The following is a 14,152-nucleotide window of genomic DNA, read 5'->3' as shown; positions in this document are numbered from 1 at the left end:
GCCTTTCGGCGCCCGGCGCGTTCTCGATCTCGACACGTCGCGAACGCAGGACAAAGACCCCATGCTCGGCCTGTTCCAGCGCAAGGACCGCCTCATCGTCCACGGAAAGGCGCCCTACAACGCCGAGCCGCCGCTCGATCGCCTGCGGGCCGCCTTCCTGACTGATCAAGCCGACTTCTACGTCCGCAGCCACGGCGACATCCCGGACCTCGACGCCGACGGCTACCGCCTGACCGTCGACGGAATGGTCGCGACGCCCCTCGACCTCTCCCTCGCCGATCTCAAAGAACGCTTCGCGCCCGTCACCGTCACGGCGGTGATGCAATGCGCCGGCAACCGCCGGGCCGACATGCTGGCCGTGGCGCCGGTCTCCGGCGACCCGTGGGCGCCCGGTGCCATCGGTAATGCGGAATGGACCGGCGTGCGGCTCGCCGACGTGCTGCGCGAGGCCGGCATCGATGCGGATGATGAGCGCCACGTCGCCTTCGAGAGCCACGACCGGATCGCGGACACGGACACGCGCTTCGGTGCCTCGATCCCGCTCGCCAAGGCGCTGGCCCCCGAGACGCTGCTCGCTTTCGCGATGAACGGCGAGCCTCTCGCCCCCGAGCACGGCCATCCGTTGCGCGTGGTCGTTCCGGGATTTGCCGGTATCCGCAGCCCGAAGTGGCTCGCCCGCATCTCGGTTCAGGACCGGCCTTCCGACAACCCGATGCAGGCCGACGACTACAAGCTGTTTCCGCCCAACGTGACGGCCGGGACCGCCGACCCGGCCCACGGCATGACCATCGAGGCGATGCCGTTGAACAGCGCGATCTGCGAGCCCGCCCGCGGCGCGGCGTTGAAGGCCGGCCGGCACGCGATCCGCGGCTACGCCATCGCCAGCGACCGCGCGGTCGCCCGCGTCGACGTCTCGACGGATGGCGGCCGCAGCTGGGCGCAGGCCCGGATCGAGCGCGATGCCGACGCGCCCTACGCCTGGACGTTCTGGGAGATCGAGCGCGAGCTGACCACCGGCGAGCACGAGCTCGCGGTGCGGGCCTGGGATTCCGCCGGCCAGACCCAGCCGGCCGCCCCCGACGACACCTGGAACTACAAGGGCTACCTCAGCGCCGCCTGGCACCGGGTGCGAGTGACGGTGGCCTGACCCTCACGCCCAGAGCAGTGCGGTGGCCGCGAGACCCGAGATCGCGATGAGCAGGGCCGCAATCCCGACGGTGAGGAGGCGCGGCATCATCGGGATCTCGGCATGGGTGAGCCGTGCCCGGATCGCCCGGTCCCGCCACACGGCACCGGCGAACGAGGCAAGCGCGCAGGCGATCAAGGTCAGCGACAGCACCTTCAGCGGCCAGACCGCGAGCACCTCCCGGAGGAAGCGCTGCGCGGCGAGGCCGACGCCGAGGAACGCGAGCCCGGTGCGAAGCCACGCCACGAAGGTGCGTTCGGCCGCCAGAACCGTCCGATCCTCGGCGAGCCTCACCCGCGGGTCGTCGGGGGGCACGGGTTTCGCGGGCTCGCTCATCCGGCATTCGCTGCCGCGATCAGGTGAAGCAGCGCGTCGGCGGCCCGGCTGCGGTAGCGCTCCTTGTGGCGCAGCACCCGGAACGGCCGGCTCGGCAAGTCGAACGCCGCCCGCACCAGGGTCCCGGCCCGAAGCGATGCGGCGACCACGGTTTCGGACAGTACGGCGGCCCCGCCCCCGGCCTCGACGGCAGCGCGGACCGCCTCGTTAGAGGGCAGTTCGAGCGTGACCCGAAGCTGGGCGGCTGCGAGGCCGGCCGCACCCAGGGCCGCCTCGAAGGCCGAGCGGGTTCCCGATCCCGCCTCGCGCAGCACCCAATCGACCCCGGCGAGGTTTTCGGGTTCGAGGTCGGTCGCCTCGGCGAAGGCATGGCCAGGGGCGACGACGAGGACCAGTTGGTCCTGGGCGATGGTCGTACTTGCGAGCGTCGGATCGTCCAGCGCCCCCTCAACAAAGCCGAGTTCGGCCTGCCCCGCGCGCACCGCATCGGCGGCCTCGGTGGTGTTGCCCACCCCCAACCGGATGGCAATCTCGGGGTAGGCCCGGCGGAAGGCGACGAGGTGGCGCGGCAGCCAGTCGCTGGCGATGGTCTGGCTGGCGTAGAGGGCCAGCGTCCCGCGTCGCATGCCGCTGAGGTCGGCGAGCACCAGTTCGGCAGCTTCGGCACGGGCGAGCACGGCGCGGGCCTCGACGAGGAACACGCGCCCCGCCTCGGTCAGCTCGATCCCGCGGCCGACCCGGTGGAACAGCTTGGTCGCGTGCCGCCCCTCGATATTGGCGATCGCCGCGCTGACCGCCGACTGCACGAGGTTCAACGCCTCGGCAGCCCGGGTCACGTGCTGCCGCTCGGCCACCGCCACGAAGATGCGGAGCTGGTCGAGGGTCACGGCTGGCGGGCGGCTGCGACGAACAGATCTCCGATCGTCCGGTAACCGGCATCCGAGGGGTGCAGGTCGTGGCCGGGCGTGCAGAACAGCGTCAGCGCACAGAGCCGGGCGACGGGATTGCCAGTCCGGTTGAAGGTGGGAAAGACGAGGACCGTGCGGGCGCCGGCATCGGCGGCGGCGGCTATGATCACGCGGTTGAGGTCCTCAACGAAGCGGTCGCCCCCCTGATCCGCGGCGGCGAGCCAGTTGTAGTAGGTCCCGACGAGGATGCGCGCCCTGGGCGCCGCCTCCCGCAACTGCCCGAGGATGAGCTTGAGGTTGGCCTCGGTTCCCTTGAGCGCCGTCGGCCAGCGGGTCGCAATGCAATCGGCACCCTGGTCGGCGCAGGCCGTCTGGACGGCGCGCAGGTCGTTGATGCCGATGTCGAGGGTGATCGTACCCACGCCTTCAGGATGAGCGCCGAGATACGCGGTCGCCGCAGCGAGCTGGGCCCCCTGGTAGGGGATGTGCAGGGGCAGCGGTGTGGTGCCGAAGGGCTTCCCGGTGGTGGCGAAGCCGCAGGGACCGGCGATGAACGAGGTCGTCGATTCGCCGGGGCAGCCGAGATTGACCACTGTCAGGCCGGCCGCGGATCGCTTCAGATCGGCGGCGAGAATGTCGACGTAGCCGGTGTCGAAGCTCTCGGGCCGCACCGCACCGTTCGCGATTTGACCCTTCAGCTTGTCGATCTGCAGGCCGTAGGCCAGCGAGTCTCCAAGCGCGAGGTAGGTCGGGGCCGGCTCGGCCACGACCGACGTCGGCCCCCCGAGCCCCACAAGAAGGCAGAACAATGCGCCCGCCAAGCCACGGACGCGGTGTCGTCGAACGGCGGTCTTCATCGTGTCCCCCTATGTCCCGATCCTATCGCCGGTCCGGCGCGAGGCCGCGCACCTGCGCGTCGACGGCCTGGGCGACCGTCAACAGCCGCGCCTCGTCGGTGCGGCCGGTGACGACGTAGGACATGCCGCCATCGACCCACGAGAAGGCGGCGACGTCGCCCTCGCGGGCGAAGCGGAAGAGCGTGCGCCCGTCGCCGTCACCGACGCGGCTGTAGAGCGTCAGCCGGGTTCCGCGGTCGTCGTCGTACATCAGCATCGCGGCGGATTCGGAACCCGCCGGTAGCAGCCGGCCACCCATCAGGCGGAAGCCGTACGCCGTGAGGTCGGGGGTGGTTACGGCGTGGCCGAGGCGCTTGGAGAGCCACGCGACGAGATGGGGCTTTTCGTCTGCGCGCACCTCGACCGGATGCACCGCCTCGACCACGAAGGTGCGGAAGGCTGCGACCGCGTCCTGCGTCGCCGGTGCCTCCACCACCATCGCCGTCGCGGGCCCGCCGTGCAGGGCATAGCCGACCCAGCCGCCGGCACCGCCGAGTGCGAGGCAGAGCACGGCTGCCGCCGCCATGGGAAACCACCCCACGCCGACGAGCCGATGTCGCGGGCGGATATTGGCCACCCGGAGCCGCGCCGGGATCGCCTCCTCGGCGATCGGCGCGAGGCGGGCACGCAGGCGCTCGCGCAGGGCGCGATCCGCCGAGATCTCGGCCGCACGTGCGGGGTTGCCGGCGAGCCATGCCTCGACCAGCGCTTGCCGCTCCGGTTCGAGACGACCGTCGATCAGGCCGTGCAGGTCGTCCTCGCCGACCGGGCGTGGATCCCCGCTCATTTCACCCTCCTCAAGAGGCCAGTCCGGCCAGTTTCCAGGAAACTTCGCATCCGTGTCCGCGCCCGGCTCAACCGCGACATCACCGTGCCCAGCGGTACCCCAAGCACCTGGGCCGCCTCGGCATAAGACAGATCCTCCACCGCAACGAGCAGCAGCACCGAGCGCTGATCCTCGGGCAGGGTATCGAGCCCGACGAGTACGTCGCGGGCCCCCATCGAGGCCTCCGGGTCAGCGCCCGGATCGGGCACCAAATCGAGTGCTTCCGCGCCAACATCGACGCCGCGTCGGCCCCGGCGCCGGACGGCGCCGAGGAACAGGTTGCGCTCGATCGTGAACAGCCACGCCCGCAGGTCGCCGTCGCGGCGGCGCCCGGACCAGGCGGACAATGCCCGCTCCAGCGTGTCCTGGACGAGGTCGTCGGCTGCCTCGCGGTCCCGCAACAGCGCGACGGCGTAGCGCCGCAACGCCGGGATCTGCGGTTCGATGAGGGCGGCGATCTCGTCCAACGACGTTTCCCGGTCAGAGGGGGCCGAGCCCGGCATTCAGCGATTATGGCTTGGCGATGTGCCACGCGCCGTTGAGGAATCCGTCGCCGGTGATGTCGCCCGGCTTGGTGTCCTTGGCGAATGTGTAGAGCGGCTTGCCCTTGTAGGCCCACTGCATCGTGCCGTCGTCCCGTGTCACCATCGTCCAGTCGCCACTGGCAGCCGAGCCGGAGGCGGCCATCAGTGCCGGCCAGTTGGCGGCGCAGGGGCCGTTGCACATCGACTTGCCGCCCATGTCCTTGTCGAAGGTGTATAGGGTCATGCTCTTGGAATCGACGAGCGCCGGCCCCTTGGCGGTCTCGGCGGTCATGGCGGGCGCGGTCATGGCGGGCGCGGCCTGGGCGGCCACGGCCGAGAAGGCGAAGGCCGCAAAGGCGGCGCGGATCAGCATGGTGCGCATGAGTGAGGTCTCCGGCGGTCGACCATGACCGCATTGGGAGAGATGCCGAACGGGCGCGTCTATTCCACTGACATTTGGAAAAGATCGATCACATCGGCAGGGCCGCCAATTCGTCCCCGGCCATGGAATAAAACCGTTTCCCCGGCATCTCTCCCCTCGACAACGAACAGGGAGGACGGCTCATGCGCGGAGCATTGGGATTTGCGCTCACGGCCGCCGTGATGGCCGGCGGCCTCGTCGGGGGCCGGATGATGATGCCCCCGACGCTGGCCGCCGCCGAGCCGCCGGCCGTCGTCTCCGCGTCCTTCGACGCGATGATGGCGCAGTCGATGACGCGGATGCATGACGACATGATGGTCCCGCCCTCGGGCGATCCGGACCGCGACTTCGCCGCGATGATGATCCCCCACCACGACGGCGCGATCGCGATGGCCCAGGCAGAGCTGCTCTACGGCAAGGATCCGGTCCTGCGCCGCCTCGCGCAGGGGATCATCGTCGAACAGGGCCAGGAGATCGCAGTGATGCGACGGGCGCTCGCCGATCTCCCTCCCGCGCCGGAATCGTCCGCCGCAGCCACCCACCTTCACCACCATGGCACGGCCCCTGCCGCCGAGATGCCTTCGGAGATCTGCCGATGAAGACCGCCCTGACCGTCCTCGCCCTCGCGTTGCTCTCCGGCTCGGCTCTCGCCGGGCAGGCCCCGGGCGCAGCCTCCGCACCGGAAGTGCCGGTCAGCGGCAGGGACCGGTTCTACACCTCGGACCAGTTCTCCAACACGGTCTCGGTGGTCGATCCCGCCGCCAACGTCCTGCTCGGCGTGATCCGGCTCGGCGACCCGACGCCGATGAACCTGAGCCCGCTCTATCGCGGGCAGCTTCTGGTCCACGGCATGGGCTTCTCGCCCGACCACAGGACCTTGCTCGCGGTCTCGATCGGCTCGAACTCCGTGAGCTTCATCGACACGGCGACCAACACGGTCCGCCACACCGCCTATGTCGGGCGCGCGCCGCACGAGGCCTTCTTCACGCCGGACGGCCGGGAGGTCTGGGTGAGCGTGCGCGGCGAGGACTACATCGCCGTACTCGATGCCGCGACCGCCAAGGAGACGCGCCGGATCACCGTGCCGAACGGGCCCGGCATGACGATCTTCTCGCCGGACGGCGCCTACGGCTATGTCTGCTCCAGCTTCAGCCCCGAGACGGTGGTGATCGACACGAAGACCCACACCATCGTCGGGCGCGTGAAGCAGGAGAGCCCGTTCTGCCCCGACATCGCCGCGACACCGGACGGCAAGCAGGTGTGGTTGACCCTCAAGGATGTCGGCAGGACCCAGGTGTTTTCGGCGCGTCCGCCCTTCGCGCCTCTGAAGACCATCGAGACCGGGCCGATCACCAACCACGTCAACATCGTCTCGACCAAGGCCGGCCAGTTCGCCTACGTGACGATCGGCGGCCTGAACCAGGTCAAGGTGTTCCGCACCGAGGACTTCACCCAGGTCGCCACCATCCCGACCGGCGCCCTGCCGCACGGGCTCTGGCCCTCGGGCGACGGCAGCCGCGTCTATGTCGGCCTGGAGAACGCCGACAAGGCGGCGGTGATCGACACCGCATCGAACACCGTGATCGCCGAGGTGCCGATCGGCCAGGGACCGCAGGGCGTGGCCTACGTCCCGAACGCCGTGCCGGAGGGGGACGGAAAGCAGAACCTCCAGCCGCTGGGCGCCGCCGGCAAGACCAGCGTGCTGACGCTCGCGGGCACCGATGGCAAGCCGGCGACGCAAGTGACCCTCTTCGACCAAGGCGTGTTGCAGACGCTGCAGGCCGCGGTCACGGGACTACCCGCGAAGATGCCGTTCGTGCTGGCGCTGGCCGCCGATCCGAAGGGGGCCGCCGGCCTGGAGCCGCTCGCCGCCTTCATGACCAACCCGGCCGGCGCGGCCATCGTCAACGCGATCGGCCCGATCCGCCAGATCACCCGCACGGATGCCGGCGCGAGCCGGCGCTACCTCGTGGTGGTCTCAGGCAAGCCCGGTGAACTCGGAGGCGTCTTCCAGATGCAGACTGTGGATTGAACGGGCGGCCTCACGAGCGCGGGAAGCGGGAATCCGAGAGCATGCGTTCGCAGCGCGCGTCCGGCTGCGACGTCTGCTTTCGAGGCCGCCATTGGCTTGCTTCTATGACCGAGTAGGGTCGAAACCTGCCTGTCGGAAAACACCTGTTTGTCGGCAGATGATCAAACCGGGCATACACGCCGGTCAGGTCGTTGATCTGTCACCCTGCGACAGGCGAACATATCTCGATCAGGCATCCATCGATGTCACGCACGTAAGCGACGATTTGGCCCCAAGGCTTCTCGGCCGGTGGTGAAACGCCGTTCGCGCCCGCGCCGACTGCCTTTTCATAGGCCTTCTGCGGATCGTTCGTGACCAGCGCGATTTCAAAGCCGGAAGCGATATCGCCTGTGCGGTTGGGGCGGATCGCCAGGCCGTTCATTTCCGCCATGGGTTCACCAGCAAAAGCGAGCACGGTCTCCCCGGTATCGAGTTCGGCATAGAGGTTGCTCTCGTGGACGAAGCGACGCTTCAGGCCGAAGGCGCGTTCATAAAAATCGATCGTGGCAAGCACGTCGGCGACGTAGATGATGGTGTATCCGAGTTTCATGCCGCACATATGATACGCCTGCGGCATATCGTCTTGAACAAATCGGACATTCACGACGTCAGGCCGGCAAGTGCGAGTTCCGGCAGCCGCGCTGAACCGATGCCCCCCATCTGGCGAAACGTACGGGACATGTGCGCCTGATCGGCATAACCAGCCTCTATGGCGGCATTCGCAGACCCGAGGCCTGCGTGACGGAGGCGAAGCGCGCGATGAAATCGGATGATCGCGGCGAGTTGCTTCGGTCCCAACCCCGTCGCAGCGGTGATCCGGCGTCGAGCGGTTCGAACATCCATATCGTGCAGCTTGGCCAGTTCCGCGATCGGCATGCGTCCTCCGGTGACATGCAGCATGTCGATCATGGACGTAGTCAGCGGATCGACATGCGACAGGCGAAACCGCCCAGCGACGAACAGGCCGAGCCGTTCGGTCAGGGCATCAATACTGGCGGCGGGCCGACATAACTCAGCAAGCGCGGGAAGTGCCGTCATGGCCTCGTCATCCATCAGGACGCGATCGACGATCGATCCCGGATTGAGTGCCAGCACGCCACCCGCCATGCCCGGACGCAATCGCACGCCCACGAACGCCGTCCCTGCGCTGATCGGTACAAGATGGAAGCGTGTGGATGGCCCAGCGATCCGCACTGCAATGGCCCCGGACGGTTTCAGGCCATCAGACGGAAACCGCAGGATGATATCGCATCGCCCATCGGGAAGAACCCTGTGATGGCCGTCACATACCGCGAATGAACGCCATATGGTTTCTATCGCGAGGGGATGCCAGACCGCCTTCGAATCTTCCTGGTAGCTGCGCTGCATCAACACCGTCTCGCGTTAGGGTATCGATGCCTTACCGTATATCTGTGCCCGTTTCATGTAGCGCACCCATCCAGCCCGACACCCCGCAGCGGGTGCGCCTGATGGAGCTCGTGGACGAGATCAACCGCCGCCACGGGCGCGACCGGGTGCGGTTCGCGTGCAGCGGCATGGCGCGGGGCTGGAACCTCAAGGCGGAGTTTCTGAGCCAGCGGTACACAACCCGATGGGGAGAGCTGCTGGCAATCTAACACTTTGGGATTGAACAAATGGTGAACAGTATGCAACCTTGAGGAAACGGGAGACTTAGGGAATGGCAGATTTTTTTGAGATTGATTTTTTGGAGGTTCATACCTCCAAGAGCGGCGACGCAATATCCATTAGATATGAGCAAGGTGGCGAGCAATACATTCACGTTGTTGACGGAGGATATGAGGCGACAGGTCCTAAGCTAGTTTCTCATATAAACAAGCATTATGATCGTCCGGGCTTCATAGACCATGTTGTTGCAACTCACCCGGATCAAGATCATGCGCAAGGACTAGCCACGATCTTAGAAAGCTTTAGCGTAGGCACGCTTTGGGTTCTATTGCCATGGAACTACATAGACCATCTTATGCCTCGCTTCGAGCGTTACACAAATCCTGAAAATCTGAAAAATAAGCTCAAAAAGGCATATCCATACATTGCTCGTCTTGAGGAAATCGCAAACGAGCGCGGGATTGAAATTAGGGAACCATTCCAAGGCGCGCAGATTGGCGCCTTCACCGTCATGGCTCCAACCCCAGAACGATACTTAGACCTAGTTGTTACCTCGGCCAAGACACCTGAGCACGTCGTTGAAGACAGCTTTTTGGGCATAGCGGGGCAATTTTTGGTAGAAGCGGCCAAACGGGCCAAAAGTTTAATTCGCCGAGGGTGGGGTGCAGAAGATTTCCCTAGTGACGGCACAAGTAATGAAAATGAGATGAGCGTTGTTCAGTTTGCGCGGTTGTGCGGGAAGAACATCGTACTAACCGCAGATACAGGTAGGGATGGTTTGGCTGAGGCCGCTGACTATGCCCCCTATTTAGGTTTGAGTCTTCCCGGTGGCGTCGATAGGTTTCAGGTTCCGCATCATGGCGGACGTCATAACGTTTCGACAGAAATGCTTGATAGATGGTTTGGGCCGCGATTGGCAAGCGAGCCTGCGCAGGGACAGGAAACCTTCACTTCTGTTGTAAGCGCGGCAGATGAGGATGAAGACCATCCAAGAAAAGTAGTGGTTCGAGCTTTCAAGCATCGTGGCGCCAAATGGACCACCACAGAAGGAGAGCCTGGCGGTGTTCGTACAAGCCACAATGCGCCTCCCCGTGAGGGATGGGGGCCCGTGAAGCACGTACCCTATCCTGACGAAATGGAGGAATAGGCAGTTGCCAATGGATTTTGAGAGCATAATCCGCAACAGCGGACTTGATCGTTACGATCGAAATGCGCGGCTATATCCTGCGTTGTTGTGCATATTGCCGGTATTCGCCATCGTAATTCTATGGTTTCCCCCAGCCTGGACAATGATAGGCGGGCTTCTATCCATAGCTGTCACCTTTGGAGGGATTTATTTGCTCGCTCAAGTGGTCAGGTATCGTGGCCGCACTGTTGAAAATCGACTAGGGCGACGTGTCGGCCGAGCAAAAACCGCGAGTTTACTTTGCCATAATAACAATGAATTGCCAGCCAACAGTAAACTGCGTTATCACGCATTTCTGCGGAAGAAGGGCCAGCCCATTCCAACCCATGAGGAAGAGCAGGCAAATCCAGAAGCAGCTTATGAGGCTTTTAGAGCCGCTGTTGATTGGTTGCTTATCTACACCCGGCCAAACGCTAAAGCGTCGGGGCTGCTCTCTGAAAACATTTCTTACGGCTTTAGACGCAATCTTTTAGGGCTCAAACCAGTAGCGATATTCTTCCTAGGGTTAGCGATAGTCGCTAACGGCTATATGTGCTGGATTTCTGGGAATAAAGATCAGATCGTTGCCGCTTTGGTGGTTGAGATCCTTTTTGCATGCGCACTTGCGGCTTGGCTGTTTGTAATTAGGCCTGGATTTGTGGAAGATGCCTCCGCTGCTTACGCTAAGAGGTTTCTGGAACAGTGCGAGCAGAAGAGTGGAACGCCACGGAACCCTAGTCCTTCCCGCCAATAGCCGCCCCGATCTAGTCGCCTTCCGGGGGACGGCGGCCGGGGTGGTAGGATGGTGTCTGTTGCGAGATCGTCTGGTGCAAAAGTCATGAGTTTCGCACCGCCTCCGGGCCGGTAGCGTTTCAGCCCCTTGCTAGGTCCATAAGTCCGGTGCGGAACTCGCGCACCGGCAATGCTCATAACTTACAAGTTATGGACATCAAACTTGCCCCTATGATCGCAAGGGGTTACGTTGTCCATAACTCATGTCCACAATCGCGCCCCTTCGTTCCCTCGGATATGCCCGCGTTTCGACCGTGGGGCAGACGCTTGAGGTGCAGCTCGACCAGCTTGCGGCTGCGGGGTGCCATCCGATCTATCGAGAGAAGGTCAGCGGTAGGAGTGGCGACCGGCGCGAACTGAATCGCCTCCTCCGAGAGGTTCAGCCGGGGGACGTGGTGGTGGTCACTCGGATCGACCTGCTGGCGCGATCCCTGTTCGACCTGTTTGCTATTATCCAGCGCATCCACGAGGCCGGGGGACGCTTCCGCTCGCTCGCTCAGTCCTGGACCGACACCGGGACGGCCGAGGGCAAGATGATGCTGGCCGTCATGGGCGGCATGGCCGAGATCGAGCGAGAGATGATCCTGACTCGTACCGCCGAGGGACGCGCCCGTGTGAAGGCGGCCGGCGGCAAGACCGGGGGGCCGAAGCACAAGCTCACCCCGGCTCAACAGCGGGAGGTGCGCCAGCGGCTCGCTGACGGCTTATGAATCGGCGTCGAAGCATGACCCCGGCAAAAACTTTGCTAACGCAGTATCTGATCTGCGAAAATCGAGATCGGGGTAGGGTCACGATCGGCGCCGATCGTGACCCTACCTCAAAGCGGAATATAGATTTTATTTCAATGGCTTGAGCCCAGACCTGGGAGGGGTGAACCTTCAACCCCTTTTCACACACTCGACCCTTTGCTACCCGTAGCAAACCGTCCGGTGATCAACCGCCACCGTTCCGGTTGTAGAGCGTGCCCGTACCCTGATCTCTGCGACCATGCTTGCGGATAAGCTCCTGCTCGTGGCGTTTGCACGCCCCGAGGTCGGCGCCGTGATCGTGCGCTACGATCCCCGGCTCGCATCCCATCTGACGGATGAGAGCCATAGCCGCATCTAGCCCTGGGTTGTGGGTTTTCGGATTGAGGTAGCGATCAACGCCTTTGCGCTTGGATAGGCGATAGTACGCCTTCGCACGGCCTTTGCGCCCGCGCCCGACGTACATGACCTCCATCCGGTCTCGCCCTGGCCCTATCCAAGTAGAGATCTCGTACGTGTAGTAGGGACCCGTGATGTAGCCGAATGGGACCTTGCTCATGCCTGACAGCCTCCCGGTTTGATCAGTTCGGAAGGCCATTCCGTACGGCACCTATGGTTGACGTCCTGCCACTGCCTGCCCCGCTTCTCCCTCCGAATGCCTTTGTTTTTTCTTTTGGTATCCGTGGAGTTTATTTTTCTGACCCCCCCTTAGAGCGCGAACCGAGCGGCCTGTCGGTCGAGGATGGCGCCGGTTGGACTGGCCTTGCACCCGGAGCGCTCGCGATCGGCCATGGTCAGGGCGTGGGCAAGGCGCTCGAACACACCGACCTTCGACAACCGCAGGAACCAGCGGTAATGGTGGGCCAGGTCGGAAAATCGAGTGGCAGGTGCCGCCACGCGCAGCCAGTGCGCAGGACGTACTGGATGCAGCACGGGAGCGTAATCGTAGAGGGATACGGGCTTACCCGGATGATCGAGGGGGAAGGCCGCGACCGAAGCCGTACCGTCCACCCGTATCACTCGGCAGCGGCTTTGCGCGGTCGCTCCGCACGCTTCGACTTTGCCTCGACGGCGGCCTCGGATCTGACCTCGTCAGCCTTGGCTTTCACATCTTTGCCCGACCCATATCGCATCGTGCCAAGCCCCAGCGAACGAGCGAGTTTAGAACGGGCCGTCGAGTAGTTGGCTGCGGTCATGGGATAGTCGTGCGGGAGGCCCCACTTCGCTCGGTATCCCTCGGGGGTGAGCCCACGGGTCGTGAGGTGCCGGCGCAGGGTCTTGTAGGCCTTGCCGTCCTCGAAACTGATCAGGGCATCCGGGGTGATGGATCTCTTGATCTGGCCGGGGGGCCGCTTCACCACCTCGTCCTTCGGGGAGGCTTCGGCCCCTCCCTCGCTGATCCCCTTCACAGCCGCGTGAACGCTTCCCAGGAGATTGACGAGTTCGCTCGCAGGTATCGAGTTGTTGGCGACGTAGGCAGTCACGATGCTGGTGCTCAGTTCGATGAGATCAGCAGCTTGGTACGATCCGGTTCCGGTCATTAGGTCGATCCAGAATATTCATCGTGTCTGATCTAAAGCGTGCTCTTGCAGCAAAGTCGATCAATTTTGTCCGAAGATCTCTACTTTTCCAGTAGACGGAGTGTGTCGCCATGAGCGGCCAGACTGGCTTCTGCCGATCGACGAATGTCGCCCAAAGGGCCCTCAAGCCACGTCGACGAACAGGTCGAGTTGCTGGGCCCTGAGCTGGCGCTGAACCGCAGATTGTCGACCCCGGCTCTTGCGAGGCGTCGAACCCGTGGTCGAACCGGTGAACACCGGCAGGGGCACGCCCGCCTTTGCGTAGAGGTACGCCCCGACGCACGCGCCGTCTTCCCTCATCAGCACGATGCAGGTGTGAGACGCGGATCTCAGGATGCGCCGCGTCAGCCGCGTGGCGGGCGGCAAGGCCGCCAGCGCCTTCAGCAAGCAAGTCAGCCCGGCCGACTGGACCCCGAGGATCGGATACTCGAACGCCAGCCCTGCACAGTTCTGGCGGGCCGCGCCCGCCGTGGTCGACGGGAACGGGTTGAGACCGATCCCGGTCCCGCTGTCGAGCAGGAACGCCGCAAGCAGGTCGCGGTCTTTGCCCTGCATCTGGGTGGCCAGGCGATGGCGGTCGGACGAAGCCGTCATGCGCATCACGACACCGGATACGGCCCGAGGAACAGGTCGCCGAGCGCCCGACGGCGCAGATATGTGATCCGCCGTCGGCGCAAGTGTTCGGGCCGGTCGTGGATCAGGTGGCAGCGCTGGCACCAGGCCGCGAGATCCTTGTCGCCGTTCAGGCTGGTGTCGTGGGCGCGGTGGCACGTCGCCAGGATCGGCACCGTCAACCGAGCCCGGGACAGCGCCTCGAGCCCAGGCGGACGACGCAGGGGCCGCCCGCGGTCGGAGCGCCAGTGCCCGGCCTCCGCGTCGTACCACGTCCCCTCGTCGAGGCAGACGATCACCTGGCCGTGCGGCCGCCCGCAGGCCTCGCAGCGCCCGCCGGCCCGGCCGAAGCGGATCACCGCCGAGAGCTGCGGCCAGTCGATGGGATAGAAGTGGCGGTGTTCGGGGCGGATCGGCACGATCCGGCCACGCTACCACGGCCGAGTCGAGGGCGAATCCCCCT

At 64.8% G+C, this 14,152-nt stretch carries 18 protein-coding genes and 1 pseudogene; 7 read left to right on the top strand and 12 right to left on the bottom strand.

Annotation, left to right across the window (positions count from 1 at the left end; genetic code table 11):
* Positions 1-61 precede the first annotated feature (61 nt).
* Positions 62-1,147 (top strand): molybdopterin-dependent oxidoreductase, encoded by a 1,086-nt coding sequence (locus BM249_RS11685; protein WP_012752401.1) that lies wholly within the window; start codon positions 62-64, stop codon positions 1,145-1,147.
* A 3-nt stretch (positions 1,148-1,150) separates the two neighbouring features.
* Here the strand turns inward: BM249_RS11685 and BM249_RS11680 are convergent, their stop codons facing one another.
* The 6 genes from BM249_RS11680 to BM249_RS11655 form a co-directional block, all read right to left on the bottom strand.
* Positions 1,151-1,522 (bottom strand): YidH family protein, encoded by a 372-nt coding sequence (locus BM249_RS11680; RefSeq protein ID WP_012752402.1) that lies wholly within the window; start codon positions 1,520-1,522, stop codon positions 1,151-1,153.
* Entirely contained in the window at positions 1,519-2,409 is an 891-nt protein-coding gene (locus BM249_RS11675) for a LysR family transcriptional regulator (RefSeq protein WP_012752403.1), read from the bottom strand. Before BM249_RS11675 ends, BM249_RS11680 begins: the two co-directional genes overlap by 4 nt.
* Positions 2,406-3,197 carry an SGNH/GDSL hydrolase family protein gene (locus BM249_RS11670; protein ID WP_056382354.1) on the bottom strand — a complete coding sequence of 264 codons (792 nt, stop codon included), beginning with the start codon at positions 3,195-3,197 and terminating at the stop codon, positions 2,406-2,408. Before BM249_RS11670 ends, BM249_RS11675 begins: the two co-directional genes overlap by 4 nt.
* A gap of 112 nt (positions 3,198-3,309) precedes the next feature.
* On the bottom strand, positions 3,310-4,113 hold the full coding sequence (locus tag BM249_RS11665) for an anti-sigma factor family protein (RefSeq protein ID WP_012752405.1): 804 nt from the start codon (positions 4,111-4,113) through the stop codon (positions 3,310-3,312).
* Entirely contained in the window at positions 4,110-4,619 is a 510-nt protein-coding gene (locus BM249_RS11660; protein WP_012752406.1) for an RNA polymerase sigma factor, read from the bottom strand. Before BM249_RS11660 ends, BM249_RS11665 begins: the two co-directional genes overlap by 4 nt.
* A 43-nt stretch (positions 4,620-4,662) precedes the next feature.
* Entirely contained in the window at positions 4,663-5,058 is a 396-nt protein-coding gene (locus tag BM249_RS11655) for a COG4315 family predicted lipoprotein (RefSeq protein ID WP_012752407.1), read from the bottom strand.
* 182 nt (positions 5,059-5,240) lie between these two features.
* Here BM249_RS11655 and copM point away from each other — a divergent pair, with 182 nt between their 5' ends.
* Both copM and BM249_RS11645 read left to right on the top strand, forming a co-directional pair.
* Positions 5,241-5,696, top strand: a complete 456-nt coding sequence (copM, locus tag BM249_RS11650) for a CopM family metallochaperone (protein WP_012752408.1) — start codon at positions 5,241-5,243, stop codon at positions 5,694-5,696.
* Entirely contained in the window at positions 5,693-7,129 is a 1,437-nt protein-coding gene (locus BM249_RS11645) for a YncE family protein (protein WP_091972067.1), read from the top strand. Before copM ends, BM249_RS11645 begins: the two co-directional genes overlap by 4 nt.
* A gap of 199 nt (positions 7,130-7,328) precedes the next feature.
* On the opposite strand, the gene BM249_RS11640 is transcribed toward BM249_RS11645, so the two are convergent.
* Positions 7,329-7,745, bottom strand: coding sequence for a VOC family protein (locus tag BM249_RS11640; RefSeq protein WP_244528715.1), 417 nt, complete (start codon positions 7,743-7,745; stop codon positions 7,329-7,331).
* A 23-nt stretch (positions 7,746-7,768) separates the two neighbouring features.
* Positions 7,769-8,536, bottom strand: a complete 768-nt coding sequence (locus tag BM249_RS11635; protein ID WP_091972065.1) for a helix-turn-helix domain-containing protein — start codon at positions 8,534-8,536, stop codon at positions 7,769-7,771.
* Between the two features lie 101 nt (positions 8,537-8,637).
* Here BM249_RS11635 and BM249_RS21685 point away from each other — a divergent pair, with 101 nt between their 5' ends.
* The 4 genes from BM249_RS21685 (at position 8,638) to BM249_RS11620 (ending at position 11,461) form a co-directional block, all read left to right on the top strand.
* A complete protein-coding gene (locus tag BM249_RS21685; protein ID WP_177232397.1) occupies positions 8,638-8,784 on the top strand; it encodes a DUF4113 domain-containing protein in 147 nt (48 codons plus the stop codon).
* Positions 8,785-8,846: 62 nt separating this feature from the next.
* On the top strand, positions 8,847-9,941 hold the full coding sequence (locus BM249_RS11625) for a ComEC/Rec2 family competence protein (RefSeq protein WP_091972063.1): 1,095 nt from the start codon (positions 8,847-8,849) through the stop codon (positions 9,939-9,941).
* A gap of 10 nt (positions 9,942-9,951) precedes the next feature.
* Positions 9,952-10,713 carry a hypothetical protein gene (locus BM249_RS21275; RefSeq protein WP_143103742.1) on the top strand — a complete coding sequence of 254 codons (762 nt, stop codon included), beginning with the start codon at positions 9,952-9,954 and terminating at the stop codon, positions 10,711-10,713.
* A gap of 241 nt (positions 10,714-10,954) precedes the next feature.
* Entirely contained in the window at positions 10,955-11,461 is a 507-nt protein-coding gene (locus tag BM249_RS11620) for a recombinase family protein (RefSeq protein ID WP_091972061.1), read from the top strand.
* Positions 11,462-12,244: 783 nt separating this feature from the next.
* Here the strand turns inward: BM249_RS11620 and BM249_RS11615 are convergent.
* From BM249_RS11615 to BM249_RS11600, 4 genes and pseudogenes are all read right to left on the bottom strand, one after another.
* Positions 12,245-12,423: pseudogene (locus tag BM249_RS11615) on the bottom strand (transposase); the annotation flags it as partial.
* Positions 12,424-12,513: 90 nt separating this feature from the next.
* Entirely contained in the window at positions 12,514-13,038 is a 525-nt protein-coding gene (locus BM249_RS11610) for a Ros/MucR family transcriptional regulator (protein WP_091972059.1), read from the bottom strand.
* Between the two features lie 162 nt (positions 13,039-13,200).
* On the bottom strand, positions 13,201-13,677 hold the full coding sequence (locus tag BM249_RS11605; RefSeq protein WP_244528713.1) for a hypothetical protein: 477 nt from the start codon (positions 13,675-13,677) through the stop codon (positions 13,201-13,203).
* Positions 13,677-14,108 (bottom strand): hypothetical protein, encoded by a 432-nt coding sequence (locus BM249_RS11600; protein ID WP_091972057.1) that lies wholly within the window; start codon positions 14,106-14,108, stop codon positions 13,677-13,679. Before BM249_RS11600 ends, BM249_RS11605 begins: the two co-directional genes overlap by 1 nt.
* Positions 14,109-14,152 lie beyond the last annotated feature (44 nt).

Source organism: Methylobacterium gossipiicola, from assembly GCF_900113485.1.
GTDB classification, from domain to species: Bacteria; Pseudomonadota; Alphaproteobacteria; order Rhizobiales; family Beijerinckiaceae; genus Methylobacterium; species Methylobacterium gossipiicola.
This window is presented reverse-complemented; position numbering and strand designations above follow the sequence as displayed.

What these genes read in the sequence shown, in the direction of transcription:
- BM249_RS11685 (WP_012752401.1), top strand. Translation starts at nt 62, where the DNA reads ATGCTCGGCCTGTTCCAGCGCAAGGACCGCCTCATCGTCCACGGAAAG.
- BM249_RS11680 (WP_012752402.1), bottom strand. Translation starts at nt 1,522, where the DNA reads ATGAGCGAGCCCGCGAAACCCGTGCCCCCCGACGACCCGCGGGTGAGG.
- BM249_RS11665 (WP_012752405.1), bottom strand. Translation starts at nt 4,113, where the DNA reads ATGAGCGGGGATCCACGCCCGGTCGGCGAGGACGACCTGCACGGCCTG.
- BM249_RS11655 (WP_012752407.1), bottom strand. Translation starts at nt 5,058, where the DNA reads ATGCGCACCATGCTGATCCGCGCCGCCTTTGCGGCCTTCGCCTTCTCG.
- copM (WP_012752408.1), top strand. Translation starts at nt 5,241, where the DNA reads ATGCGCGGAGCATTGGGATTTGCGCTCACGGCCGCCGTGATGGCCGGC.
- BM249_RS11645 (WP_091972067.1), top strand. Translation starts at nt 5,693, where the DNA reads ATGAAGACCGCCCTGACCGTCCTCGCCCTCGCGTTGCTCTCCGGCTCG.
- BM249_RS11640 (WP_244528715.1), bottom strand. Translation starts at nt 7,745, where the DNA reads ATGCCGCAGGCGTATCATATGTGCGGCATGAAACTCGGATACACCATC.
- BM249_RS11635 (WP_091972065.1), bottom strand. Translation starts at nt 8,536, where the DNA reads ATGCAGCGCAGCTACCAGGAAGATTCGAAGGCGGTCTGGCATCCCCTC.
- BM249_RS21685 (WP_177232397.1), top strand. Translation starts at nt 8,638, where the DNA reads ATGGAGCTCGTGGACGAGATCAACCGCCGCCACGGGCGCGACCGGGTG.
- BM249_RS11625 (WP_091972063.1), top strand. Translation starts at nt 8,847, where the DNA reads ATGGCAGATTTTTTTGAGATTGATTTTTTGGAGGTTCATACCTCCAAG.
- BM249_RS21275 (WP_143103742.1), top strand. Translation starts at nt 9,952, where the DNA reads ATGGATTTTGAGAGCATAATCCGCAACAGCGGACTTGATCGTTACGAT.
- BM249_RS11620 (WP_091972061.1), top strand. Translation starts at nt 10,955, where the DNA reads ATGTCCACAATCGCGCCCCTTCGTTCCCTCGGATATGCCCGCGTTTCG.
- BM249_RS11610 (WP_091972059.1), bottom strand. Translation starts at nt 13,038, where the DNA reads ATGACCGGAACCGGATCGTACCAAGCTGCTGATCTCATCGAACTGAGC.
- BM249_RS11605 (WP_244528713.1), bottom strand. Translation starts at nt 13,677, where the DNA reads ATGCGCATGACGGCTTCGTCCGACCGCCATCGCCTGGCCACCCAGATG.